The organism is Pseudoalteromonas sp. QJM3NY_12 (genome assembly GCF_056173165.1).
Genome location: NZ_CM149661.1, coordinates 1,160,841 through 1,184,131, shown reverse-complemented (window position 1 = coordinate 1,184,131; position 23,291 = coordinate 1,160,841). Strand labels below are relative to the sequence as shown.

Genomic DNA, 23,291 nt, shown 5'->3' with positions numbered 1-23,291 from the left:
AATTTGAAACTTTGAGTCGGGTTTCGTTTCACTCTAGCTACCCAAGCTACATTAATTCACCCATTTTAAATAACGCAAACTCTCCTGGCTGCATTTTTTGCCAGCGCTCATCATTAGTTAATGGCCTTGTTGCTATAACCGTTACTACATCGTTTGGTGTGGTTTCTTGTTGAAAGTCGATCACCATGTCAGCATCAATCAATGTAGCTTTACCAAATGGCGCACGGCGCGTTATATAATGTAAGTTATTAGTACAATACGCTAAAACAAATACACCATCGGTCAATAACATATTAAATACGCCCTTTTCACGCAGTGTATGTGAAAGCTTGGCGGCATATCTAAAAACCGACGCCATATTACTTGGGCGCTTTGGGTATTTTTCGCGAATTTTGTCAAGTAACCAACAAAAAGCGAGTTCACTGTCGGTGTTTCCCACAGGGCGATAATACTCTGGTTTTAAATCGTGATAATTTGAAAGCTGCCCATTGTGTGCATAGGTTATTTCGCGCCCCCACAACTCTCGGGTAAACGGATGAGTGTTTTCAAGACACACCCGCCCACGGTTTCCTTGGCGAATATGACTAATAACCGATACGCTTTTAATTGGGTACGCTTTTACCAGCTTTGCTATTTCTGACTGGTAACTGGGCTCTGGATCTTTAAAGGTTCTGCAGCCTTTACCTTCATAAAAAGTAATGCCCCAGCCGTCTTTGTGCGGTCCCGTGTTTCCACCACGCTCCAACAACCCTGAAAAACTAAAACAAATATCCGTTGGCACATTGGCTGACATGCCAAGTAATTCACACATAAAATAAATAAACCTTAAATTCAATAAATTAAAACTAAATAAACAATTAAATCTGGCACGCGGTCACAGTTTTGGTTTCACTTTGGATTTTTGTGTGCATATAATTTATTTTTATTTCTTTAATGACGTTATTGTTAAACAGCTGAAGAGCGTTAGCAAGTGGATACAAATTTATATTGATAATTATATTAAGGCTATTGACTCGAATATTTCTTAGCTAATGTTTTTCTATTATTATCTGTTTATAACTTTCCGTATCTATTTTCACAAATCCACCAATAGGAAAACATATATGGGGTGTTGTATGTCCAAAGTTTAAATTATAAAGCACGGGGATTGACGCTAGCTCTCGCTTAGATTTTATAATTTTTTTAAGTAAGACCTCAGATACTTCTGACTTTAATTGAAATTTCCCAATGACTATTCCTTTAACTTTATCGAAATGTTTTTGATGAATTAATGATTGAAGATCTCTGTCAAAGTTTGAAGGGGATGTTAACTCATCATCTTCAATAAATAATACAGAATTTGTTAAATCAGGCATAAATTCAGTTCCTTGAAGTAAATTTAAAGTGCAAAGGTTCCCTCCAACTATTTTTCCTTCTGCTTTGCCATGGTTTAAAACTTTTATACCATTGTCTTTATAAAAGTTTCTTTTTTCCTGATCTATAAACCATAAGTCATCACTCCACTGTGCTGGATTTATAACTTCATAAGGAGCACTTGAGAATAAACACTTTTTAATATAATTTATTGAAAAGTCAATCCCCTTGAGCATTCCCAAAGTTGAGTATGCAGGCCCAGAGTAAGTTACTAGTCCAGTTTTATGAAATATTGCATTTGATAAAGCTGTAGTATCAGAATAACCACAAATAATTTTTGGATTTCTTTTAACAATCGTATAGTCAATATACTTTAGTAATTGATTTACATTATCGCCCCCGATAACAGTAAAGATAGCTTTTACTTTTTTATCTAAGAATGCTTCATGTAAATCTTCAATTCTTTCTTCTATGGATGAAGATGAGAAATCATCTATTAATTCACAGTTTTTTGAAAATGATAATTTGAGGCCAAGCTCTTCAAATCTTTTATTTGCTATTTCTCGAGTCTCTTTGTCAATAATTGATAAACTTCTTGAAGGCGCAATTATCCTAACCTCATCATTCATTTTTAATTTATTAGGTATTATCAATTTACCTCCTACCAAATACTACTAATTAATCATTCAATATTATCTAATATACTATGTATCATTTCTCGACTCTTAGCTCCTTCACAGCTTAAGCACAACACTTTGATTGTTTATAACACACAAAAACGGCGGTAAATGGTGTCGTGAACGATATCAATTAATATCGTTCTATTTTTAATAAGCGTACACTGAACATCATAAGTATATTTACTTAATTAAACTTATATTACTATTAGATTAAGTGATTTTTTAACGCTTATATTTTTTATAACAAGCCAAAATAAACGATTACTGTCAAACTGTTCGTATAACATACAACGGATTGTAATAATCGTACCGATAACTACACTTTAATCTAAGTAATGTACTTGAAACTTAGCGTTACTAGCGCTACTCTAAACGAGGTGGTCTGACCTCTATTAAGGAATTAGCAATGACACTCATATTTACACTTGGTTTAATCGCACTGCTCAGCATTGCGCTTTACCACAGAGCGAGTTGGAACACAGCACTTGGTGTTTCTGCCGCAACATTATTAATTGGTACCTTTGCTGGTGCTTTTGGTTTAATTAGCTGGGTGATCTTTTTAATCATCGCAGTGCCTCTTTCTGTTACTGGTATTCGCCAGCAATACATTATCAAACCTATTTTCACCATCTTTAAAAAAGTAACACCGAGCATGTCTGACACCGAAAAGTCAGCTATTGATGCCGGTACTACGTGGTGGGAAGCGGATTTATTTTGTGGTAATCCAGATTGGAAAAAGCTTCACCAGTATCCAGTTCCAAAACTTACTATTGAAGAGCAGGCATTTATCGACGGCCCTGTTGAAGTTGTATGTAGTATGCTTGATGATTGGGAAGCTACGCATGAGCTGACTGATTTACCTCAGGATGTATGGCAATATCTAAAAGATAACAAGTTCTTTGCCATGATCATTAAAAAGGAATACGGCGGCTTAGAATTCTCTGCATTTGCACAATCGTGTGTACTGCAAAAACTAACCAGTAAATCAACATTGCTTTCGTCAATTGTTGGTGTACCTAACTCGTTAGGTCCAGGCGAGCTATTACAGCACTATGGTACTGAAGACCAAAAAAATCATTACTTACCGCGTTTAGCAAGCGGTCAAGAAATTCCATGTTTTGCACTTACCTCGCCAGAGGCGGGTTCTGATGCAAGCTCAATTCCAGACTACGGTGTAGTTTGTAAAGGGCAATGGAATGGCGAAGAAGTAGTGGGTGTAAGCCTTACATGGAACAAACGTTACATAACACTTGCGCCTGTAGCTACGGTACTTGGTCTAGCATTTAAGTTACAAGATCCTGATGGATTATTAAGCGACGTTAAAGAGCCAGGTATTACCTGTGCACTTATCCCAACAGATACCCCTGGGGTAGAAATTGGTCGTCGTCACTTCCCGCTTAATGTGCCGTTCCAAAATGGCCCTACTCGCGGTAAAGATATTTTTGTTCCACTTGATTACATTATTGGCGGCCCAGAAATGGCTGGTCAAGGCTGGCGTATGCTAGTTGAATGTTTATCGGTTGGTCGTGCAATTACGTTGCCGTCAAATTCAGCCGGTGGCATTAAAATGATTGCAGTAGCAACCGGTGCTTATAGTCGTATTCGTCGTCAATTCCGCTTACCTATTGGTAAAATGGAAGGGGTGGAAGAATCAATGGCTAAACTTGCTGGTTATGCTTACAGCTCAGACGCTGCAGTAAGCATGTCTACGGGCGCGGTTGATTTAGGCGAGAAGCCATCAGTTGTGTCGGCGATTATTAAGTACCACCTTACCGAGCAAATGCGCGATTCAACCATTCATGCGATGGACGTGCTAGGCGGTAAAGGGATCATGCTTGGGCCAAATAACTATTTGGGTCGTGGCTATCAAGGTGCACCTATTGCCATTACCGTTGAAGGTGCAAACATCTTGACCCGTAATATGATTATTTATGGTCAAGGTGCAATTCGTTGTCATCCATTTGTACTTACAGAGCTAGGTGCGTGTGAAATTGAAGACCGCGAAGAAGCGCTTAACGTATTTGATAAAGCGCTAATGGGTCACATTGGCTTTACCATGTCTAACCTAGTACGTACTAAGTGGCTTGCGCTTACTGGCGCTCGCTTTACTAGCGTGCCATACAAAGACGAAACGGCAGAGTTTTACCGTATTGCGTCTCGCTTTAGTGCATCACTTGCACTTATGTCAGACATTAGCATGGCGGTATTTGGTGGTTCTCTTAAACGTAAAGAACGTATTTCAGCACGTTTAGGCGACTTATTAAGTTACCTTTACTTAGTATCTGCAACGCTAAAACGTTACAACGACGAAGGCCGTAAAAAAGAAGATTTTGCATTGGTTCAATGGAGCTGTCAGGATCACCTTTACCACTGCCAGCGTGCACTTGCTGACTTAATCAATAACATGCCGTCGGCTCCACTACGTGGTGTTTTAAAAGTATTGTTATTCCCGTTTGGTCGTCCGGTTCGTAAACCTACCGACAAACTTGAGCACAAACTAGCGCAGTTGTTACAAGTTCCTAGCGAAACACGTAATCGTTTAGCAAGCTATGTATACCTTACAAACGAACCGCTTAACCTTGTAGGCCGTCAAGAGCAAACGCTTAAAGACGTTCTAGAAGTAGAGCCATTGTTTGAGCGTGTATGTAAGGAGAAAGGCGTAAAGCTGCCATTCTTCCAGCTTGATAAAGTGGCGCAAATGGGTTTAGAAGCGGGTATTTTAAGCCAAGCAGAAGCCGATAAGCTTGCTGCAGTTGAAAAAGATCGTCTAGACGTGATTAACGTTGATGACTTTGACCCTGCAGATTTACTTGCCGGCAAAGCAGCGCGTAATAGCAAAGCTAAAGCTAAAAAGGCAGATGCTGCTTAACTAATTTAGTAAAGCTAGCATTAACCCTGCTAAAATTAGCCAAACCAGCGCATAATGCGCTGGTTTTTTTTGCGCAAAGTAAACCTGTATTACACACCACATATTACCAATAGAAAATAATGCAATATTAATGTGACCAAAAATAACGCTATAACTTATCGTTGCTACTAAAAACAGCAATAGGCTAGGTAAAAACTGGCTAATATAAAAGGCACGTTCTCGCTGGCATGTTTTAAAAAACAATCGATACTGCTCGTGAACTTTACCGCAATCAAATTGCAAAGAGCTACTAAAGAGCACAATAAAAGCCATGGTCAACACTACGAGTATAGGTACCAAATCAGCACGTTCGTTTATTAGTGCCGCTGATGCCATAAATATACATAAAAGTAGCGACACGCGCCAAACAAGTACCCAGCTATGGTTTAGTAAATAACAAAACCAAAAACCAAATATTGAACTTACTGCAATTCGCCCGTTAACATTAACCACGGGAACAAAAAGACTCAGCGTAAACAGTAAAGCAAAGCCTATATGATAGGTGAGCGGTTGCATATAAATAGGAACACACACTAATATCGTGCTAAATATAAAGCCATATATCAGTGCGCTGGGTTTGTATATGCACAAAACGCCCAAGCTAAATTGCAACAACATAAATACAACAAAGTGCGGTACTTTAACCCATTGTGATAGCGTTAAATCTAGCGCAATTAATACACTGGCTATTAACCAAGCATTGCTTAGCGTTAATAATTTAATATCAACTAAATATAACCACACTGATCGCGCAATAGTTTGCTGAAATAGCCGCTGCTGACTATTTTTAATTGCTGACTTCATTGCGCTGAGCATCACACTTTGTAATAACAAATAAAATAAGGCCATTTGTGCACCGTATTGTGGTGCTGCGCTACTGTCTATAATTTTTCCGAGACCTAAAAAAAGTAGCAATATCAAACCCAACATCGATGAGCCTAACACCACTAAAAATAACAACCCAAAACTTTTCAGTTGTAATAATAATTGCTTAAGCTCTTGGTTATAAGCTAAATACCGGTAACCCATAAACACTCTATATTGAGCTAATGGGTGTTTACTTGGTGCAATATTCATAACGATATGCGCTCAAAGCCATGTTCAACAAACACAGTAGGTTCGTGACAAGTAATAATAATTTGCCCGTTTAGTTTATCTGCTAAGTAAGTGTCAAGTAAGGAAAGAAGATATTGGATGCTTGCCTGATCAAGGGCTGCGCTCGGCTCATCAAGTAATAGATAAGGTGCCTTGCGCATTAATGCTAAAATTAACTGGCACTTTTTTTGATTGCCTGAGGATAATGCATCAAAACGCGTATTAAGAAATTCGCCAAAATTAAAACCACTAACCATTGCATTAGGCCATGGGCAACCGAGTGTACTAACAGATAAATGTATAATTTGATTGGCAGTTAAAAAATCTGGTAAAGCAATACGATCAGTAGCAATAGCGACCTGTTTATCTAGTTCTTTAAGTGTTTCCCCTGCAAATAAAAATGTGCCACTTTGCGGCTTTTCAAGCCCCGCTAGCATCATAAGTAACGTGGTTTTGCCTTGGCCGTTAGGTGCATCAATACACACTTTTTGGCTGCTAAACACCTTATTGTAATCATGGTATACAACGTTGGCGGCAAACTGCTTATTTAAGCCAATCACTTCAATCATAAAATATCCTTTTTAGATCAGCTTTATATTATAAATAAACTTTTATAATAAACAAAACCCACCCCAACAGCTTTAAAAAACAATAACGATAAAGTAGCGTCATTTTCTAATAGCGACAAACCTTTTATAGCAAGTTGAAACAGCATCAGAAGCTCTGAAACCGTTTGTATCATCAACAGCGATTCACCCTAATAGTTCACTATAAAGATAAGCTTTTTACATCTGCGGCGTTATGACTTAGCCTAAGGACAATAAGAACTGTTTTAAAAGATAATTTGAATTTTGATAACACGTAAAGCTTTGAACTAAACTAAAAATTAAACTAGGTGTTTTTTAACTCAAGCCTATCAAGGCTGACTTGTTAATTGTGACTGATAGCTGATAGCTGATAGCTGATAGCTGATAGCTGATAGCTGATAGAAAATATATTAGCTGTTATTAATTAGGGAAGTATTTTTTAACTTGTTATTGAGGAAATAACAAGTGGCGGAGTGGACGGGACTCGAACCCGCGACCCCCGGCGTGACAGGCCGGTATTCTAACCAACTGAACTACCACTCCGCAGTGGTATGTGCATGGGGTAATGCACTTACTAATTTTATTACTGATATCAAGTGGCGGAGTGGACGGGACTCGAACCCGCGACCCCCGGCGTGACAGGCCGGTATTCTAACCAACTGAACTACCACTCCGCAGAGATATCTTTTTACTTGTCATTACTTAATTTGTTGGCGGAGTGGACGGGACTCGAACCCGCGACCCCCGGCGTGACAGGCCGGTATTCTAACCAACTGAACTACCACTCCAGCATACAAATTTTGTAATATAACAGTGTTTAAATAGTTGGCGGAGTGGACGGGACTCGAACCCGCGACCCCCGGCGTGACAGGCCGGTATTCTAACCAACTGAACTACCACTCCAGCGCGTATTTAAACTGTTATTTTTTTCTTATTGGCGGAGTGGACGGGACTCGAACCCGCGACCCCCGGCGTGACAGGCCGGTATTCTAACCAACTGAACTACCACTCCATAATAAGAATATGTTTTACAACCATATGTTGTGTAAGTGTTGGCGGAGTGGACGGGACTCGAACCCGCGACCCCCGGCGTGACAGGCCGGTATTCTAACCAACTGAACTACCACTCCAGCGCATACTTACAAATTGTCGAAAATTGGCGGAGTGGACGGGACTCGAACCCGCGACCCCCGGCGTGACAGGCCGGTATTCTAACCAACTGAACTACCACTCCGCATTTTCGTTTCTGTCTGAGTCTCCCCTGACAGCGGCGTGAATAATACGAACCAGCCCCTACTTCGTCAAGGGCTTTTTTGTTTTTTTACAGGTTTTTTAGTCATCTGACATCGAAAGGTTTAAAATTCCACCTGATTTGTCATTTTTTGAGCTATTTTCTGGTTCATCTGATTTTTGCTGTTCAGCTTTTTTTGACTCAACAGCTTTCTTTTTATTTAAAAAAGCTAAATTCAATTTAAGTTTTAATGGTTTGTTCTGCACAAAAACACGAATACATAACCAACCTATAAATAAAATGGCTAAATTTCCACCAACAATTAAACTAACCATTAATCCCGTGGCCATTACTTTTGGTTTTACAACTGGCACAGGAATAATTTCTGGTTCGCTAACACTGGCAACTGGAATTTCCGGAATCACTTCTATCGGTCTTTCTATTTCAAATAAATAGGTTGGCAATGTAGCCATAAACTCTCGGTCATTGATTGTTGAGCCAAAAACAGAGATTTCAATGTTGTAGCGTCCCCAACCATAATCTTGTAAAGCCAGCTCTCTTGCTGTGGTGCTGTTGCTATCTAAGTAAAATATCTGTTCTTCGCCATTGGGGTAATAAATTTTACCTTGCATGATCACCGTTTCAGGTTTTAAAAGCTTATCATCAATATTGATCGTAATACGGTGATCTTCCCCCTCCTCAGTTGCTTCAATGGAGGTGAAGCTAAAAGGCGGCTCATGCACAACAATAGGTTCTTGAACCACCCGCCTCTCTAATACATCAGTGGTAATATAAAGCTCAGGGCGCCACTCGCCAGGTGTGAAATTTAAGGTAAACTCACCGGTAAAGACACCGTCTTTAGCGCTTTCATCAAACCCGTAGCCATCATCTTTGAATTCAGTTACTTGTTGTATGCCTGCACCAAAGTTTTCAAAGTTTTCATTATTGGTGCTCACAAAGCTTACATTAAGCGATACCGCGTCTTTAAATAAGTTGGCGCGAATCGGCTCGCCATCATTTAAAATCTCACCAGTTACCTTTACAGTTTCACCCTGAAACAGAATTTTAGGCAGTGGGTCTACTTTTAGCGATAGCTCACCAATAACAACAATGCGGCTTTCTGGCATTATTTGGCCAATAACTTGCCACGGCCCAGGCATGGGATTGCGAATAACCACTAAGTCGTAATTTAATTCGTCGTACCAATCAAGACTGGTGTTTCTCACTGCATTGGTAGCGAAATATTTAGCGCCATCGGGCCTTACTAAAATTACGGCAGGCGATCCTGGGCGTCTAAAAAATATTAATTTTATTTCATCAATTTTGTCATCAACACGAAAACGGTTATCCAGTAACGGGATTTCATTTTGTTTACCGCTGCCTTTTAACTCTTCAACTTGCTTTACGCTGTGTGCATCGGGGTGGAAACACACGGCAATTAAAAGCAGTGAAACTACTAATAGCGTTTTCATAATAATGCCCTATTCAGCGCGCCATAAACAATGGCCGCCCTCCTTTTGTACAATGTCTAAACGCGTTTGATGTGCGCTTTGCTCTGCATCGTTAGCTGCTATAACTACCAAAGGCGCCCTGTCGCTACTTAGGCGTCTAATACCGCCTTTTTGATCTTCACTTGAGTCATCTTTGTTCTGATTTAGGTTTAGCTTTACTTGTCCACCGGTCATTGCCAGGTAAACATCGGCTAAAATTTCAGAATCCAGTAAGGCGCCGTGTAATGTACGCTTAGTGTTATCAACATCATAGCGGCGACAAAGTGCATCAAGGTTGTTCTTCTGTCCTGGATGCAAGTCACGCGCCATTTTAAGGGTATCAAGCACGCCACAAAAACTATGGGTGTTTTGATAGCCTTGGTTTAATAACGCAAATTCATTATCCATATGGCCAATATCGAACGGCGCATTATGAATAACTAACTCAGCCCCTTTAATATAGTCAAAAAACTCTTGGGCAATGTCACGATAAAGCGGTTTGTCGCGTAAAAATTCATTAGTAATGCCATGAACATCGATTGCTTCTTCTTCAATGCTGCGCTGCGGATTAATGTAAACGTGAAAATTATTGCCGGTTAACCGGCGATTCATAAGCTCCACACAGCCGATCTCAATGATACGATGCCCTTGTTTAGGGTCGATGCCGGTGGTTTCTGTATCTAAAACTATTTGTCTGCGTGCCATATCGAATTAAGCCTGACTCTGGTATCTTTCTATAATCACTTTATTGTACATAATATCAAGGTAAAACAGTGCAAAAAACCGTAGAGATTTACACCGATGGTTCGTGTTTAGGTAATCCAGGCCCCGGTGGTTATGGTATTTTTATGATTTATGAAGCCCATGAAAAAAAATTAAGCCAAGGTTATAAGCTTACAACCAACAACCGTATGGAAATGCTGGCAGCCATTGTGGCGCTAGAATCTCTTAATCGTGCCTGCCCTGTAACCCTGACTACCGATAGCCAATATGTTAAGCAGGGTATTGAGTCTTGGATCACCAATTGGAAAAAACGCGGTTGGCAAACCTCTGCTAAAAAACCGGTTAAAAATGTCGATTTATGGAAACGTCTCGACAAAGCCTGTGCCGAGCACAACGTTACCTGGAAATGGGTAAAAGGCCACAGTGGCCACAAATATAACGAAATTGTTGACGACCTTGCTCGTGATGCAGCCAGCAGCAACAATTTACTCGATGATGAAGGTTACCAACCGTAACCCTCTACATCATGCTATTTTTTATTTTGTTGATAATGCTGTTTTGAGGTTTGCCTAAGCCCTACCCCTTTTATTGGGGCAAATTGTGGGCGAGCATGCCACTTAGGTTTTATTGGCGTAAGTGGCGCAACACGCTTTCGTGCCACCAGCATATACACACTCCCCATAGGTTTTAAATATTGCTTGGTAAAGCTGCGCCAAAATGCGAACCGCGATAAGCGATTACCGCGTGCCAACGACGAATAAATAAAGCGCTCATCGGCCACAATTTCAAATCCAAGTAAATTTAGCCAATCTTTAACCCGTGCTGGTGTGAAAAATCGGCCTGTCCACGGTAATTTTTGACGGCTAAACGGCAGTAACTGCGCTAACCCACAAAAGCTAAACGGATTAAAACCCGTAATGGCGATATAACCGCCTGGAATAAGGGTTCGATGAGCCTCACGTAAAATATGATGTGGATCTGAGTGATATTCTAAACAATGGCTCATAATGCAAGCATCTATAGAGTGCTCATAAAAAGGCAGTTCGTCTATATCGGCAACCACCCCCGTGTATGGCCCAAGCTCTGCAACACATACTTGATGTTTAATGGAGCTTTTACTGGTGTCTAATTCACCGCTTAAATTACCTAATTTAAGCATATGATAGCCAAACATTCGCGGTAACCACGGCGACAATTTGCGTTCTATATCACAACGTAAATAATCACCATGCGGAAACTGCTGCCAGGACAACGGTTTGGGACCTTCTTGAAAACTAAGGGCTGGTTTCATTATATAAGCTCGTTATAATATTAATTAAATACCACTTTATAGAGCAACGATACATGGTGCAAGTCAAAGCAATTAAAGCCTTTTCTGATAACTACATTTGGTGCTTAACCACCGAACAGAATAACCAAGCGTGGGTGGTTGATCCTGGCAATCAGCACCAGTTTTAGAGCATTTAGCACAGCATAACTTAACCCTTGGCGGTATTTTAATTACCCATCATCATTATGATCATACCGATGGCGTAGCTCAATTAGTAAAGCAGTACCCTAACATCACAGTTTACGGCCCAAGTAATAGCCCATTTGAGGGAATAACAACGCCTTTAAATGAAGGTGATACAATTAGCGTTTTAAACATTCCATTTGAAATTATAGCCACCCCTGGGCACACCCTAGACCATATTTGTTATATTAATGATGCACTGGCCTTTACTGGCGACACCCTATTTAGTGGTGGTTGTGGGCGCTTATTTGAAGGCAGCCCAGAGCAAATGTGGCATTCATTTAATAAGTTGCGAGCATTGCCAAGTGATTGCAAAGTGTATTGCACCCACGAATACACCCAGGCAAACTTGGCCTTTGCAAAAGCGGTTGAGCCACGAAACCCCGAATTACTCGCTTACAGCCAGAAAGTAGATGAATTGCGAAAAAATGATGAAATAAGCTTGCCAAGCACCATAGGCCAAGAGCTTAAAGTTAACCCTTTTATGCGTAGTAATTTGCCCGATATTACAAAGTCATTACCAAAAGAGTACTGTTTAGTTACAAAAAACAATGAACCTTGGGAAAACTTTGCTAGTCTGAGGATGTTCAAAGATAATTTTTAAGCCAGTAACAAAAATAATTAACTGTTCATTTTAAATAACAATAAGTTAACACTTTCTAATTATATTTGTTTGGATTTTTAACGATGACAAGTGGCAATGTTGGCTCATAATGAGTAGTATTCGCCGAGTTTTTTACCCTATGTATTGGTATTTATGAATAAATCTCCTCTTTTATTGGTTTTAGCGATGACGCTAAGCGGTTGTCAAACATTGACAACGTTAAACTCAGATTCACAAAATCAAGCTCAAAACCAGCTTGAAGGCGCCAGCCCAAATGATATTAGCACTGCATTAATGATTAATGCGCAATATCAACAAGTAAACGATATTGAAGAAGAAGCCCCTGTGTTTGACGATGTTTGGGAGCGAATTCGTTACCAATTATCTATTGATATTCCACAAAATCGCCCAGTGGTCGCTGAGCGTAATTATTATGCACGTCATCAGGCATACCTAGATCGCATTTCTAAACGTGCTGAGCCGTATTTACATTTTATTGTTGAAGAAATTGAAAAGCGTGAAATGCCCATCGAAATTGCACTTTTACCCATTGTAGAAAGTGCATTCGACCCTTATGGCTATTCGCACCGTACTGCATCGGGTATTTGGCAATTTATGCCTGCAACTGGCGAGCGTTTCGATTTAAAACAAAACTGGTGGTATGACGGTCGTCGCGATATTGTGCAGTCTACACGCGCTGCACTTGATTATCTCTCGTACTTACACAAAACCCTTGAAGGTGATTGGCTGAACGCAATTGCCGCCTATAACTCAGGTGAAGGCCGCTTGCTGCGTGCGATTAAAAAGAATCGTAAAAAGCATTTACCTACCGACTTTTGGTCACTAGATTTACCTCGTGAAACCACCGCCTACGTGCCTAAATTATTAGCTTTAGCTGATTTACTAAAACGTGCAGATGAGTTTAAAGTGTCGTGGAAGCCAATAATTAACGCACAAGTAGTCGAAGTGGTTAATATTGAGTCACAAATAGATTTAGCACTGGCTGCGGATATGGCCGATATGACCCTTACCGAACTATATCGATTAAATCCAGGATTTAACCGCTGGGCAACCGATCCTGATGGCCCACACTTTTTATTACTTCCTACCGATAAAGTAGAACAATTCACTGAAAAGCTTACCGCTACAGCGATTAAAAACCGTCTTCGTTGGCAGCAATATAAGGTCAAACGTGGCGATAGCTTGTCGGTGATTGCAGATAAATTTACCACTAGTATCAGCGCGATTAAGTCATTAAATAAGCTTAACTCAAACGTAATTCGTGTGGGTCAACAAATTTTAGTACCACTCACTGATGGTAAAATTAACAGTGAACATTTGCCTCAGCAAGTACGTGCGGCCGCTAATAAAAGTTTACGCACTAAACTTTCTCATACGGTAAAAAGTGGCGATACCCTATGGGATATTAGCCGCGAATACGATGTAACTATGAGTGAATTAGCTAAGTGGAATAAGCTGAAAAAAAATGCAGTACTGCGTTTAAATCAAAAATTGGTAGTTTATAAGTCAGCTAGCCAGCCTAAAAAGTCGACGAGTAATACTAATCGTACTATTACCTACAAAGTTCGTCGAGGCGATTCTTTAGCGCGTATAGCGTCTAAGTTTAATTTAACGGTAAGCGATATTATTAAATGGAATAACCTTGCCGGACAAAAATACTTACAGCCAGGACAAAAGCTTAAATTAAAAGTAGATGTAAGAAGTAGCTGATCCCTATTGTAATAAACTGTTAAATAAAAAAAGAGCGCATGCGCTCTTTTTTTATGCCTGCTATAAACCTTAGCCTACAATGCCTAAAGGCTGTGCTGTTTGCCATGCACCGCGAGTAAAATCGGGAATATCGATTGAGCGGCTACGCTCACTCACAGACTGGGCTGATAACGGTGAAATAACCGACCATGCTGCGCCATCGTAAACGTCCTGATCCAGCGGTTCGCCATTTCTTAGGCAATAAATCATCCGCCAAAACATTAAAAAGTCCATGCCTCCGTGGCCGCCATTGCGCTGTGCTTCTTCACCCATTTTAATCCATAGGGGATGGTCGTACTGCTCATACCATGCGCTCATATCATAATCCCATTCATGAAAACTTTTAGAACCACCATTTTCAAGCGCAATACGATTAGGGAAACCGGCAAACACCCCATTCGTCCCTTGGATTAAGTTATGTCGAGAGTATGGCCGAGGGGTTGTTGTATCGTGCTGTACCATAATACTGCGCCCCTTGAGAGTTTTAATCAGTGTCGTGTTCATATCACCGGCAATATAATTAAGCTGATTACGGGAATGATCCGCTGCAAATTCACGTTGTGCATACGCGCTTCTACCCAGCGAAGGAGAGCTCATTGAGGTTAAAAAATCAAACCTATCGCCACGGTTTATATTCATATATTGCGATACAGGGCCTAATCCATGAGTGGGGTATAAGTTACCATCACGTTTTGCATGCCATTGCGTTCGCCATGAGCCTGTTTTGTGCTCAAGCTCTTTCATTTGCCAACGAAGCTCATGAATATAGGCCGCTTCGCCATGTAACAGCTCCCCAAATACACCTTGGCGCACCATGTTTAATACCATTAACTCGTCGCGACCGTAATTCACATTTTCCATCATCATGCAATTTTTTTGAGTACGTTCGGCGGTATCTACAATTTGCCACATTTCGTCAACAGTCAGTGCCAAGGGCACTTCAACAAAAGCATGTTTTGCGCTGTTCATAGTATCGATAGCCATAGGTGCATGCCATGCCCAAGGAGTAGAAATAATGACTATATCTATGTCTTGTCGTTCAAGCATTTGTTGATAGGCCCGCTCACTGCCAGTATATAACGCCGGCTTAGCTACCCCTTTATCAACTAAATAATTGGCAGCTCGCTCTAGCACCTCAGTGTGCGTGTCACAAATAGCGACTATTTGCGCACCTTCAATATGGCTCATGCGCTTTACATGTCCATAACCGCGCTGACCCACACCAATAAAGCCCACTCTAACCACATCCATTTTAGGCGCGACTAAACCAATAACGCTGCGCCCTTGCTGTTTTGGTGCGCTTGCATTAGCACTTCCACTTGATGCACAACCACTCACTACACCTGCAGCTGCGGCAACACTGGCTGCTTTTAAAAAGTCTCGACGATTAAATTGCTTCATTGCTTTATCCCTTTTGTTATTATTTTAACTTACCTAAAGGCGATGAACGGGTAAATAGGTGAAGAGGTAAGTGACATAAAAATAAGGTTAAAAGAGATAAAAATTCGCATTTACCGGTTACTTGGGGTTATAGTCGAAAAAAATTATTATTTTAAGTAGTTATGTCTTATATAAAAATCACTGCACTTTTTTTAGCTATTGCACTAACGGGTTGCTCTGAGCCTACAACGCCAGCTTCATCTCTTGAAAACACCCCTGGTGTTAGTTTAAATAATCTTAAACAGCATATTAAAACCTTAGCGTCAGATGACTTTGAAGGACGCGGCCCGCTTACCTTAGGTGAAGTTAAAACCGTTGGCTATTTAAGTGAGCAATACCAAGCAATGGGGTTGTCTGGCGCGTATCAAGGGAAGTATTTACAGCCAGTTAAAATGGCCATGCTAACTGCAGATCAAAACATGCAATTAACTATGGGGAAGCTTAGCTTTATTGCAGGTAAAGACTTCACCGCCCGTACAAAGCAGTTACAGCCGATTATTGATGTCCGCAATAGCGATATTGTATTTGTTGGTTATGGGATTAACGCGCCAGAATATAACTGGAACGACTATGCCAATGTTGATGTAACCGATAAAACCGTTATTGTGCTGGTGAACGATCCGGGCTTTGCCACCCAAGACGATACACTATTTACAGGCAATGCCATGACCTACTATGGCCGCTGGACTTATAAATATGAAGAAGCCGCGCGCCGAGGTGCAAAAGCGGTATTTATTGTTCATGAAACAGCCCCAGCCGCATACCCTTGGGGCGTGGTTGAAAGCTCAAACACGGGTACCAAGTATAGCTTAATGGACAACAACCTTAATGCATCTGAACTGCCGGTTATGGGCTGGTTAACACTTAATGCGGCTGAACAAGTATTCGCATCGGCAAACTTAAATTATCAACAATTAAAGCAACACGCATTAAGTAAGCAATTTCAAGCCAAGGAATTGAACTTAAAGGCAAACCTTGCATTTAAAAATGAAGTGTCACACGCTAAATCACATAATGTGGTTGCACAAATTACAGGCAGTGAAACCCCTGACGAATACGTTATTATTAGTGCCCATTGGGACCATTTTGGTACTAAACAAACCGACAGTGGACCTAAAATTTATAATGGCGCAGTAGATAATGCTTCGGGCACCGCAGCAACACTTGAAATTGCTCGCATTATGAGCAAAATGCATCAGCAAAAGCCGTTTAAGCGCTCAATCCTGTTTGCTAACTTTACCGCCGAAGAAACAGGTCTAATCGGCTCAGAAGAATTTGCCAATGGGAATATGATTGCCACCAAAAAAATGGTCGGATTATTAAATATCGATGGTATGAACGTGCTCGATGAAACCGATTATATTTTGCAATACGGTAACAACCTATCAGAAATGGAGAGTTACTTAGCAAGCGCGGCTAAATCACAAGGACGCGTGGTAAAAATGGATCCTCGCCCACAAAATGGATTGTTTTTTAGATCAGATCATTTCTCACTCGCTAAACAGGGCGTGCCAAGTTTACTGTTTATGAGCTTAGGTGATACCGATCCTGACTACATCAGTCATAAATACCATAAAGAAGCCGACGACTATTCAGATACATGGTCATTAGCTGGTGCAAAACAGGATATCGAGCTAGTTATAGATATAGCCAGTCAACTTGCCAATAATGGCGACTGGCCTAAGTGGACAAGCGAGTCTGATTTTAAAGCCAAACGTTTAGAAGATAAGTAAATGAAAAAGCAGCCGAGAAATTATTCGGCTGCTTTTATCTGTATCGTTAAAGATTGTGCGTGTTTGTTACTGAACTTTAGCAAATTCTTGCTGAGATAATTCACCATTGCCGTCAATATCTAAGTCATCAAATAATTTAGCTAATTGTGAATTAGCTTGTGCTTCAGACTGGCTAATAACGCCGTCGCCATCAGAATCAAAAGAATCAAAGTCAACCGCAGCAAAAGCGGCAGAAGACGAAGCAAGTGCAATTAAAGTTAGGGCGTGGTGACCTTTTGTGATTAATTTTGCAGCAGCATGTTTGGTATATAGACAAGGCAGAGCCTATGTAGTGTGGTTGCTCCCCATAAATAGGCGATAACGCAGTGTAAATGCCAAACATGCATTGCCCAAAGGGTTCTTCCTAGGGACGATTAACTCTTTGTTGCTCGATTTTTACTTAGCCCACTAGGTTACAAATGTCGCGCCGCAATTAAATCGTCCCTAGATTGAACAAACTTCAATCTATAAAGGCCAGCACGCCCAAGTTTTAGTAAATGTTTTCATAATAAATCCTTAGCTTAAAAAAAAAGTGGGTAAGAAATCCTTTTCAAAGATCCTTAGGGAATTATAAAGTTAGTATGCTGAAAATTCGTCTTTAGAAAGTTCACCATTGCCATCTACGTCCAGCTCTGCAAACTGCTCCATAAGTTCTGCCGCAACCGATGCTTCAGCTTGGCTAATTGCGCCACTACCATCTACATCAAGAGTTTCAAAGTCTGTGCTGGCAAATACTGAAGATGAAGAAGCAAGTGCCATAAGTACAAGAGTTGACTGTAATTTTTTCATAATATTAATCCTTCAAAGTATGCAATGTTTGGGTATAAATTAATTAACTCAACGCTACAACCGTACATCCTAGTTATTCTCTTTCATAGGCTCCCTTGCCTATTTAGGTTGTCTTTGGCAACTCAGAATATGCAATAGCGTTGAGCATTGGCCTTTTAAGCCTTAGAAAATTCTGCTTTAGAAAGCTCGCCGTTTTTATCCGTATCAAGCTCTGTAAACTTACTCATAAGTGAGGCATCTACTGATGCTTCAGCTTGGCTTATTGCGCCATTACCATCCACATCCAGTGTGTCAAAATCTGTTGCAGCAAACGCCACAGATGAAGAAGCAAGTGCCATTAATACCAGTGTTGATTTAAATGTTGTCATAACGTAATTCCTTCATTGGGTTGTAAGGTTAAGCGTTAAGCTTAATCACTTTTTGCTAAATACAGCTTAGGTATTACAACTTCGATGCCATGTTTAATTTTTTATTTATAAACAATAAGTTAAAAATATAAATGTGATTTTTACTTAAAAATGCCCAACATTTTGTTGCTCTTTTGCAACAGCTACTTTTAACTAAAAAAATACCCTTTAAAATTCAATAAGTTAAATAATCTAAAAAAGACACACCTATCTCTAATTAAACTCAAAACAACAAGACTGAGCCGCTATAGGAATAAATCGCCACTGAACAAATTAACAACGCGAAATTAAACAAATTAAATTAAATTAAATTAAATAGATAACAAATTGAAAATAAACAACTTAAATTGATTTGTAGAAAAATATAAATTAATTTTTTTAACGGGGAGAGAAAAAGCAAGGATTTGTCGCCGTATGGCGAATAAATACTAAAAGTAAGGAATGAGTCTCATGCGGGATACTAATTTGATATCACTCATACCCACTTATTTGGGCATGAGTATATGGGGTCACTTCCAGCCTTGGCGCCATCTTTGTTCGTCTTTTAAGTCGCGCCACTGAATAGGATATTGATTTTTTGACATCACCGCTTCAGTGATACATTCAATCACATTAGCGTCTTCATCAAATTCTACCTCAACAATAATAAAGTGCTTTTCTTTATTAATAGCTGGGATGGCAGTCCATTTACTATTTAGCAGTTTTTTAGGGTTTAATTTATTCATACTACACCTTTTATGTTTTCTGCTTGAGAATACGCATCAGGGATACGTTTAGTTTTATTAAAAAACCAAAAACTTCCCTTTAAACATTTGTATTTAGCAATGAAAAGCATATTCTCCAACATCAAGCGAAAGTAATTCAATAGCCGCATCTTCACCTATACTTGGCGTTTCACGAGTTCAAGCGGGGGAAAATCACTGTTTTAGCGCAAGGATTCAGGGTCAGAGGCCTGTTCGCTGCCACCTTAAAATACGCTGGATAATAATACCCCCCGTTACCCACAGTAATGACTATTTGATTGCTATAACTGTTTACTTCGGCTCATACAACCAAAACCAATAAATGATAGCGACAATAAGTAAAACGCCTAATAAATTAATTAATAACATAATTAAATCCCCTATAAATAAAGTTACGAGTTACTCGCTTTAAAATAACGTAACCGATTTGCGTTAGTGACCACAGTAAGCGATGATAAAGCCATTGCCGCGCCAGCTACGACTGGGTTTAGTAGTAGACCAAAAAACGGATACAACAGCCCTGCAGCAATCGGAATACCCGCAATGTTATAAATAAACGCCCCAAACAAATTTTGTTTAATATTAGTTATGGTTGCGCCACTAATTGCAATGGCATCTGCAAGACCATGAAGTGAGCCTCGCATCAGCGTTATATCCGCACTTTCAATAGCTACATCTGTGCCAGTGCCAATGGCAAATCCAACATCGGCTTGTGCCAATGCTGGCGCATCATTTATACCATCACCAGTCATGCCTACAATTTCACCTTGAGATTGACGCTTAGTCACTTCACTGGCTTTATCATCTGGCATTACTTGCGCTATAAAGTCTGTAATACCGACTTTGCTGGCAACGGCTTTAGCGGTCGCTTGGTTATCGCCTGTCAGCATAACCACCTGCATACCTTTATTTTGTAAGCGTTTAATGGCCTCAGCTGATTCTTCTTTTATTGGGTCAGCAACTGCGATTATGGCATGTAATTGATTACCAATAGCAAAGTACATCGGCGTTTTAGCAGCGTTGGCAAGCTGCTCGGCTTGAGGTATTGCCTCTGCAATATCTATATTGTGGCTTTTCATCAGTGCCTGATTGCCAAACAATAGGCTTTGCTCATTAATGGTACCGATCACACCTTGCCCAGTGATAGCATTAAAATTCCTGACTTTTTCAAGGGTAATATTTTGGTTTTTAGCATAATTAACAATAGCTTCGGCTAATGGATGCTCAGAACTACTTTCAAGACTAGCTGCTAACTTTAGCACCTCGGTACTGTCGCTTTGGTTGAACGTAACCACATCGGTCACGGTTGGCTTACCAGCGGTTATAGTGCCTGTTTTATCTAAGATCATGGTGGTGATTTTAGCTGTTGTTTGTAGCGCTTCACCGTTACGAATAAGTATACCCGACTGAGCAGCTTTACCTATGCCGACCATAATTGACATCGGTGTAGCTAAGCCAAGTGCACACGGGCAAGCAATAATTAAAACTGTGGTTATTGCAACAACCGCATAAGCAATACTCGGCTGTGGGCCAAAGTTAAGCCATGCTAAGCCTGCTAGCACTGCAATAATCATCACTGTGGGTACAAATATGCCTGAAATAACATCAGCTAAGCGTCCAATTGAGGGTTTAGAGTTTTGTGCACGTTTAACCATATTAATAATATTCGCTAAGGTGGTTTCGCTGCCTATATGGGTTGCTTTAAACAACAAAGTACCACTTTTATTAATACTGCCAGCAACAACCTTGTCACCCTCACCTTTATTAACCGGCATCGGTTCACCAGTGAGCATTGATTCATCTAGTGTACTGCTGCCTTCAATAACATCTCCATCGACTGAAATTTTCTCTCCAGGGCAGACACGAATCAAGTCACCTTTAATAACTTGGCTTATAGCTACATCTTGCTCTTGGTTATCTCGGATCACCCGTGCCGTTTTAGGCTGTAAACCAATTAAGCGTTTAATAGCCTCAGAGGTACGCCCTCGCGCCTTTACTTCAAAGGCTAAGCCAAGACTTATTAAGCCTATGATCATTGCTGAGGCTTCAAAATAAACATGTCTAGCCACCTCTGGTAATAGACTTGGCATGCTCACCACCACCATTGAATATAGCCAGGCTGTTCCCGTACCAAGCGCAATCAAGGTATCCATATTCGCTGTATGATTTTTAAATGACTGCCATGCGCCAGTATAAAATTGCTTACCCGACACAATCATTACGACCAACGTCATCATTCCAACAATAAACCAGCCAATACGCTGGGCATTGCTAGTGACACTCATATCAAAGATTAATCCATAAAGCATTAATGGCGCCCCCAAACCCAATGCCAATAGCATATTGCGCATAAGTTTTTTGTAGTGCGCGTTATCAGCTTCGGCTTTTTCATCTAAGGCGTCTTGTTGAGAATCACTGTTCATAGGTTTAGCTTGATAACCAATATCAGCGACAGCGTGCATTAGCTCCCCAGCCTTAGCCGAACCTTCTACTTGCACAGTTCGATCGGCAAAGTTCATTTCAACGCGCTGCGCACCCTTTACATTTTTCAATGCTTTCTCTATTTTAGCCACGCAACTGCCACAATTTGCGCCTTCAATTATAAAGTTTTGCGTGGTGGATTGATTACTCATAACGCTTCCTTAGTATTTTTAACTTCAGAGATTGGATCAACAAAGGTCTCTATTAAGCTACATATATCTGCACTTACAGCCCCATCAGGCGATTTATCCCACTGTTTAACCGCTGCTTGCATTCGCGTGCGTAATTTAAGTGTTTCTTGAAAGTGCAGCTCTGTTTCCTCTAGTCGCTTTGCTATTAATTGTCGTGTGAGCGGACAAGGGCACTGCCCTTGCTCCGACTGTGCAATAATTTGTTGAATATCTTTTATTGAGAAACCGAGTTGAGCGCACTAATAATAAACTTTAAACGTTGCTGATCGGCTGCGGTATACTCTTGATAACCATTGCGCTCACCACGAATAGGATTAAGCAGCTTTATTCGCGTGTAATGACGAACCGTGTCTTGGGTCACGCCCATAGTATTGGCTAATTGCTTTACGTACATCATTAAACCTCTGGCTGGCTATGTAATGACAACATAATAAACCTATGTGTAACACATAGGTCAACAATTAATTAAGTATATGGCTGGGAGTGTGGAAGAAAGTTAAGATAAGAGCAGTCACCATAAGTGACTGCTAAATTTGAGAGTTACTGTAGTCCTTAGTTTGCTTTGCTTCGAGATTGCTTAAGTGCTTCACCAAGCTCACCCGCAATTGCTTGAATTTCAGGCATAGCGTCTTGTACTAAGGCTTGTGACATTTGCATTGATTCTTGCATTACTTGTGGCATTTTTTTCAAAATAGCCTGCCCTGACTCTGTCTTATAAAAAGCCAACATGTCGCTAATTTCTTGTTCAGTAAATTGTTTATCGTAGAGGTTAATCATCATCGGCTGCATTTTTTGCCAGCTCATTTTTGTTTTTAATACCTCGGTCATATCAGCATAATATTTGTCGAAAATTGCTTTCTCATCTGGCTTTACGCCCATTTGCACTGACATATTTTGCATCATGCCCTCAACTTGCGCATACATAGAGTCAACCATGGCATCCATGTTCATCACCTCTACCAGCTCATCAATTTTTTGCTGTTTGGCAGTTTGCGCTGCAAGGTTAGTTGAAAAAATTAAAAGTGAAAGCAGTATTACCTTACCCATATTAATATCCTTTTTGTATTTGAATTAGCGTCATAATCACATGTTCAACAAGTGTTGTAAATGGGGACAACCAAAAAACGAAAAAGCCGAATAACAGGTGTTTATTCGGCTTTTAATCGTTTATTCCCAGAGCTAATCTTTTTCGATATTATCGAGCCCTTTCGTTCCCTCTTTAGCTTTAAGCTTATGATGAATAGCGGTTTTAATCAGCATATAGCCACTAATAGGTGCAGTGATTAATAGAAATATAGTGATTAATATTTCTTTTACACTTAAGCCACTGACTGAATTAGCAAAAAATACCATAGCAGCGGTAAGTATACTCGCCATACCTAAAGTGGTGGCTTTTGTTGGCCCATGTAAACGCATAAAAAAATCAGGTAATTTAATTAAACCAATTGAGCCAATTAAAATAAATAACCCGCCTAACAGCAGCAATATTGATACGATCCATTCACTTATCATTT

19 protein-coding genes, 7 tRNA genes and 2 pseudogenes are annotated in these 23,291 nt (G+C 40.2%); 5 read left to right on the top strand and 23 right to left on the bottom strand.

What is annotated here, in order from left to right:
• Positions 1-46: 46 nt before the first annotated feature.
• Together AC0VZ5_RS05520 and AC0VZ5_RS05515 are read right to left on the bottom strand one after the other, a co-directional pair.
• A complete protein-coding gene (locus tag AC0VZ5_RS05520; protein WP_138609645.1) occupies positions 47-811 on the bottom strand; it encodes a class II glutamine amidotransferase in 765 nt (254 codons plus the stop codon).
• Between the two features lie 217 nt (positions 812-1,028).
• Complete coding sequence (locus AC0VZ5_RS05515; protein ID WP_232735458.1) at positions 1,029-2,006, bottom strand: S66 family peptidase; 978 nt, start codon at positions 2,004-2,006, stop codon at positions 1,029-1,031.
• 433 nt (positions 2,007-2,439) lie between these two features.
• On the opposite strand from AC0VZ5_RS05515, the gene fadE reads away from it, so the two are divergent.
• A complete protein-coding gene (gene fadE / locus AC0VZ5_RS05510; protein ID WP_010391432.1) occupies positions 2,440-4,902 on the top strand; it encodes an acyl-CoA dehydrogenase FadE in 2,463 nt (820 codons plus the stop codon).
• On the opposite strand, the gene AC0VZ5_RS05505 is transcribed toward fadE, so the two are convergent.
• The 11 genes from AC0VZ5_RS05505 to dnaQ all read right to left on the bottom strand — a co-directional run bounded on the left by AC0VZ5_RS05505 (position 4,903) and on the right by dnaQ (position 10,049).
• A complete protein-coding gene (locus AC0VZ5_RS05505) occupies positions 4,903-6,018 on the bottom strand; it encodes a DUF6136 family protein (protein WP_475474532.1) in 1,116 nt (371 codons plus the stop codon).
• Positions 6,015-6,605 (bottom strand): ABC transporter ATP-binding protein, encoded by a 591-nt coding sequence (locus tag AC0VZ5_RS05500; protein WP_290169374.1) that lies wholly within the window; start codon positions 6,603-6,605, stop codon positions 6,015-6,017. Before AC0VZ5_RS05500 ends, AC0VZ5_RS05505 begins: the two co-directional genes overlap by 4 nt.
• 484 nt (positions 6,606-7,089) lie before the next feature.
• A tRNA-Asp gene (locus AC0VZ5_RS05495) sits at positions 7,090-7,166 on the bottom strand.
• A 54-nt stretch (positions 7,167-7,220) separates the two neighbouring features.
• Positions 7,221-7,297: transfer RNA gene (locus AC0VZ5_RS05490), tRNA-Asp, on the bottom strand.
• A 37-nt stretch (positions 7,298-7,334) separates the two neighbouring features.
• A tRNA-Asp gene (locus AC0VZ5_RS05485) sits at positions 7,335-7,411 on the bottom strand.
• Between the two features lie 38 nt (positions 7,412-7,449).
• A tRNA-Asp gene (locus AC0VZ5_RS05480) sits at positions 7,450-7,526 on the bottom strand.
• A 32-nt stretch (positions 7,527-7,558) separates the two neighbouring features.
• Positions 7,559-7,635, bottom strand: a tRNA-Asp gene (locus AC0VZ5_RS05475).
• A 41-nt stretch (positions 7,636-7,676) separates the two neighbouring features.
• Positions 7,677-7,753: transfer RNA gene (locus tag AC0VZ5_RS05470), tRNA-Asp, on the bottom strand.
• 27 nt (positions 7,754-7,780) lie between these two features.
• A tRNA-Asp gene (locus AC0VZ5_RS05465) sits at positions 7,781-7,857 on the bottom strand.
• Between the two features lie 98 nt (positions 7,858-7,955).
• Positions 7,956-9,326: a TIGR03503 family protein gene (locus AC0VZ5_RS05460; RefSeq protein ID WP_475474531.1), complete on the bottom strand. Its 1,371-nt coding sequence runs from the start codon at positions 9,324-9,326 to the stop codon at positions 7,956-7,958.
• A gap of 9 nt (positions 9,327-9,335) precedes the next feature.
• Positions 9,336-10,049, bottom strand: a complete 714-nt coding sequence (gene dnaQ / locus AC0VZ5_RS05455) for a DNA polymerase III subunit epsilon (RefSeq protein ID WP_010391424.1) — start codon at positions 10,047-10,049, stop codon at positions 9,336-9,338.
• A gap of 68 nt (positions 10,050-10,117) precedes the next feature.
• Here dnaQ and rnhA point away from each other — a divergent pair, with 68 nt between their 5' ends.
• A complete protein-coding gene (gene rnhA, locus AC0VZ5_RS05450) occupies positions 10,118-10,582 on the top strand; it encodes a ribonuclease HI (RefSeq protein WP_138606194.1) in 465 nt (154 codons plus the stop codon).
• A 14-nt stretch (positions 10,583-10,596) separates the two neighbouring features.
• On the opposite strand, the gene AC0VZ5_RS05445 is transcribed toward rnhA, so the two are convergent.
• Positions 10,597-11,358: a class I SAM-dependent methyltransferase gene (locus tag AC0VZ5_RS05445; protein WP_054202171.1), complete on the bottom strand. Its 762-nt coding sequence runs from the start codon at positions 11,356-11,358 to the stop codon at positions 10,597-10,599.
• Between the two features lie 53 nt (positions 11,359-11,411).
• Between AC0VZ5_RS05445 and gloB the strand changes: the two are divergent.
• Both gloB and AC0VZ5_RS05435 read left to right on the top strand, forming a co-directional pair.
• Positions 11,412-12,184, top strand: a pseudogene (gloB, locus tag AC0VZ5_RS05440) (hydroxyacylglutathione hydrolase).
• 153 nt (positions 12,185-12,337) lie between these two features.
• Positions 12,338-13,915, top strand: coding sequence for a LysM peptidoglycan-binding domain-containing protein (locus AC0VZ5_RS05435; RefSeq protein ID WP_475474530.1), 1,578 nt, complete (start codon positions 12,338-12,340; stop codon positions 13,913-13,915).
• 69 nt (positions 13,916-13,984) lie between these two features.
• Here AC0VZ5_RS05435 and AC0VZ5_RS05430 read toward each other — a convergent pair whose 3' ends face one another.
• The gene (locus AC0VZ5_RS05430) at positions 13,985-15,355 is read right to left on the bottom strand and encodes a Gfo/Idh/MocA family protein (RefSeq protein ID WP_138596713.1); all 1,371 of its coding nucleotides are present in this window, start codon (positions 15,353-15,355) and stop codon (positions 13,985-13,987) included.
• A 161-nt stretch (positions 15,356-15,516) separates the two neighbouring features.
• Between AC0VZ5_RS05430 and AC0VZ5_RS05425 the strand changes: the two genes are divergently transcribed.
• The gene (locus AC0VZ5_RS05425; protein ID WP_475474529.1) at positions 15,517-17,127 is read left to right on the top strand and encodes a M28 family metallopeptidase; all 1,611 of its coding nucleotides are present in this window, start codon (positions 15,517-15,519) and stop codon (positions 17,125-17,127) included.
• Positions 17,128-17,193: 66 nt separating this feature from the next.
• On the opposite strand, the gene AC0VZ5_RS05420 is transcribed toward AC0VZ5_RS05425, so the two are convergent.
• The 8 genes and pseudogenes from AC0VZ5_RS05420 to AC0VZ5_RS05385 form a co-directional block, all read right to left on the bottom strand.
• Positions 17,194-17,409 (bottom strand): EF-hand domain-containing protein, encoded by a 216-nt coding sequence (locus tag AC0VZ5_RS05420; RefSeq protein WP_475474751.1) that lies wholly within the window; start codon positions 17,407-17,409, stop codon positions 17,194-17,196.
• A 333-nt stretch (positions 17,410-17,742) separates the two neighbouring features.
• Complete coding sequence (locus AC0VZ5_RS05415) at positions 17,743-17,955, bottom strand: EF-hand domain-containing protein (protein WP_475474528.1); 213 nt, start codon at positions 17,953-17,955, stop codon at positions 17,743-17,745.
• Between the two features lie 155 nt (positions 17,956-18,110).
• A complete protein-coding gene (locus AC0VZ5_RS05410; RefSeq protein ID WP_010391413.1) occupies positions 18,111-18,323 on the bottom strand; it encodes an EF-hand domain-containing protein in 213 nt (70 codons plus the stop codon).
• 548 nt (positions 18,324-18,871) lie between these two features.
• A complete protein-coding gene (locus AC0VZ5_RS05405) occupies positions 18,872-19,087 on the bottom strand; it encodes a TIGR02450 family Trp-rich protein (protein WP_010391412.1) in 216 nt (71 codons plus the stop codon).
• A gap of 410 nt (positions 19,088-19,497) precedes the next feature.
• Complete coding sequence (locus tag AC0VZ5_RS05400) at positions 19,498-21,738, bottom strand: heavy metal translocating P-type ATPase (protein ID WP_475474527.1); 2,241 nt, start codon at positions 21,736-21,738, stop codon at positions 19,498-19,500.
• Positions 21,735-22,171 (bottom strand): annotated as a pseudogene (locus AC0VZ5_RS05395) (MerR family transcriptional regulator). The gene AC0VZ5_RS05400 and the pseudogene AC0VZ5_RS05395 overlap by 4 nt, the downstream one beginning before the upstream one ends.
• Before the next feature lie 158 nt (positions 22,172-22,329).
• Positions 22,330-22,824 (bottom strand): DUF2059 domain-containing protein, encoded by a 495-nt coding sequence (locus tag AC0VZ5_RS05390; protein WP_055011750.1) that lies wholly within the window; start codon positions 22,822-22,824, stop codon positions 22,330-22,332.
• 132 nt (positions 22,825-22,956) lie between these two features.
• A complete protein-coding gene (locus AC0VZ5_RS05385) occupies positions 22,957-23,289 on the bottom strand; it encodes a Na+/H+ antiporter subunit G (RefSeq protein WP_008114566.1) in 333 nt (110 codons plus the stop codon).
• Between the last annotated feature and the right edge of the window lie 2 nt (positions 23,290-23,291).

Excerpts from the sequence above, each read along its gene's own strand:
- fadE (WP_010391432.1), top strand. The coding sequence starts at position 2,440 with ATGACACTCATATTTACACTTGGTTTAATCGCACTGCTCAGCATTGCG.
- dnaQ (WP_010391424.1), bottom strand. The coding sequence starts at position 10,049 with ATGGCACGCAGACAAATAGTTTTAGATACAGAAACCACCGGCATCGAC.
- AC0VZ5_RS05430 (WP_138596713.1), bottom strand. The coding sequence starts at position 15,355 with ATGAAGCAATTTAATCGTCGAGACTTTTTAAAAGCAGCCAGTGTTGCC.
- AC0VZ5_RS05520 (WP_138609645.1), bottom strand. The coding sequence starts at position 811 with ATGTGTGAATTACTTGGCATGTCAGCCAATGTGCCAACGGATATTTGT.
- AC0VZ5_RS05425 (WP_475474529.1), top strand. The coding sequence starts at position 15,517 with ATGTCTTATATAAAAATCACTGCACTTTTTTTAGCTATTGCACTAACG.
- AC0VZ5_RS05410 (WP_010391413.1), bottom strand. The coding sequence starts at position 18,323 with ATGACAACATTTAAATCAACACTGGTATTAATGGCACTTGCTTCTTCA.
- AC0VZ5_RS05505 (WP_475474532.1), bottom strand. The coding sequence starts at position 6,018 with ATGAATATTGCACCAAGTAAACACCCATTAGCTCAATATAGAGTGTTT.
- AC0VZ5_RS05415 (WP_475474528.1), bottom strand. The coding sequence starts at position 17,955 with ATGAAAAAATTACAGTCAACTCTTGTACTTATGGCACTTGCTTCTTCA.
- AC0VZ5_RS05405 (WP_010391412.1), bottom strand. The coding sequence starts at position 19,087 with ATGAATAAATTAAACCCTAAAAAACTGCTAAATAGTAAATGGACTGCC.
- AC0VZ5_RS05500 (WP_290169374.1), bottom strand. The coding sequence starts at position 6,605 with ATGATTGAAGTGATTGGCTTAAATAAGCAGTTTGCCGCCAACGTTGTA.
- AC0VZ5_RS05445 (WP_054202171.1), bottom strand. The coding sequence starts at position 11,358 with ATGAAACCAGCCCTTAGTTTTCAAGAAGGTCCCAAACCGTTGTCCTGG.
- AC0VZ5_RS05435 (WP_475474530.1), top strand. The coding sequence starts at position 12,338 with ATGAATAAATCTCCTCTTTTATTGGTTTTAGCGATGACGCTAAGCGGT.
- AC0VZ5_RS05385 (WP_008114566.1), bottom strand. The coding sequence starts at position 23,289 with ATGATAAGTGAATGGATCGTATCAATATTGCTGCTGTTAGGCGGGTTA.
- AC0VZ5_RS05460 (WP_475474531.1), bottom strand. The coding sequence starts at position 9,326 with ATGAAAACGCTATTAGTAGTTTCACTGCTTTTAATTGCCGTGTGTTTC.
- AC0VZ5_RS05400 (WP_475474527.1), bottom strand. The coding sequence starts at position 21,738 with ATGAGTAATCAATCCACCACGCAAAACTTTATAATTGAAGGCGCAAAT.
- AC0VZ5_RS05390 (WP_055011750.1), bottom strand. The coding sequence starts at position 22,824 with ATGGGTAAGGTAATACTGCTTTCACTTTTAATTTTTTCAACTAACCTT.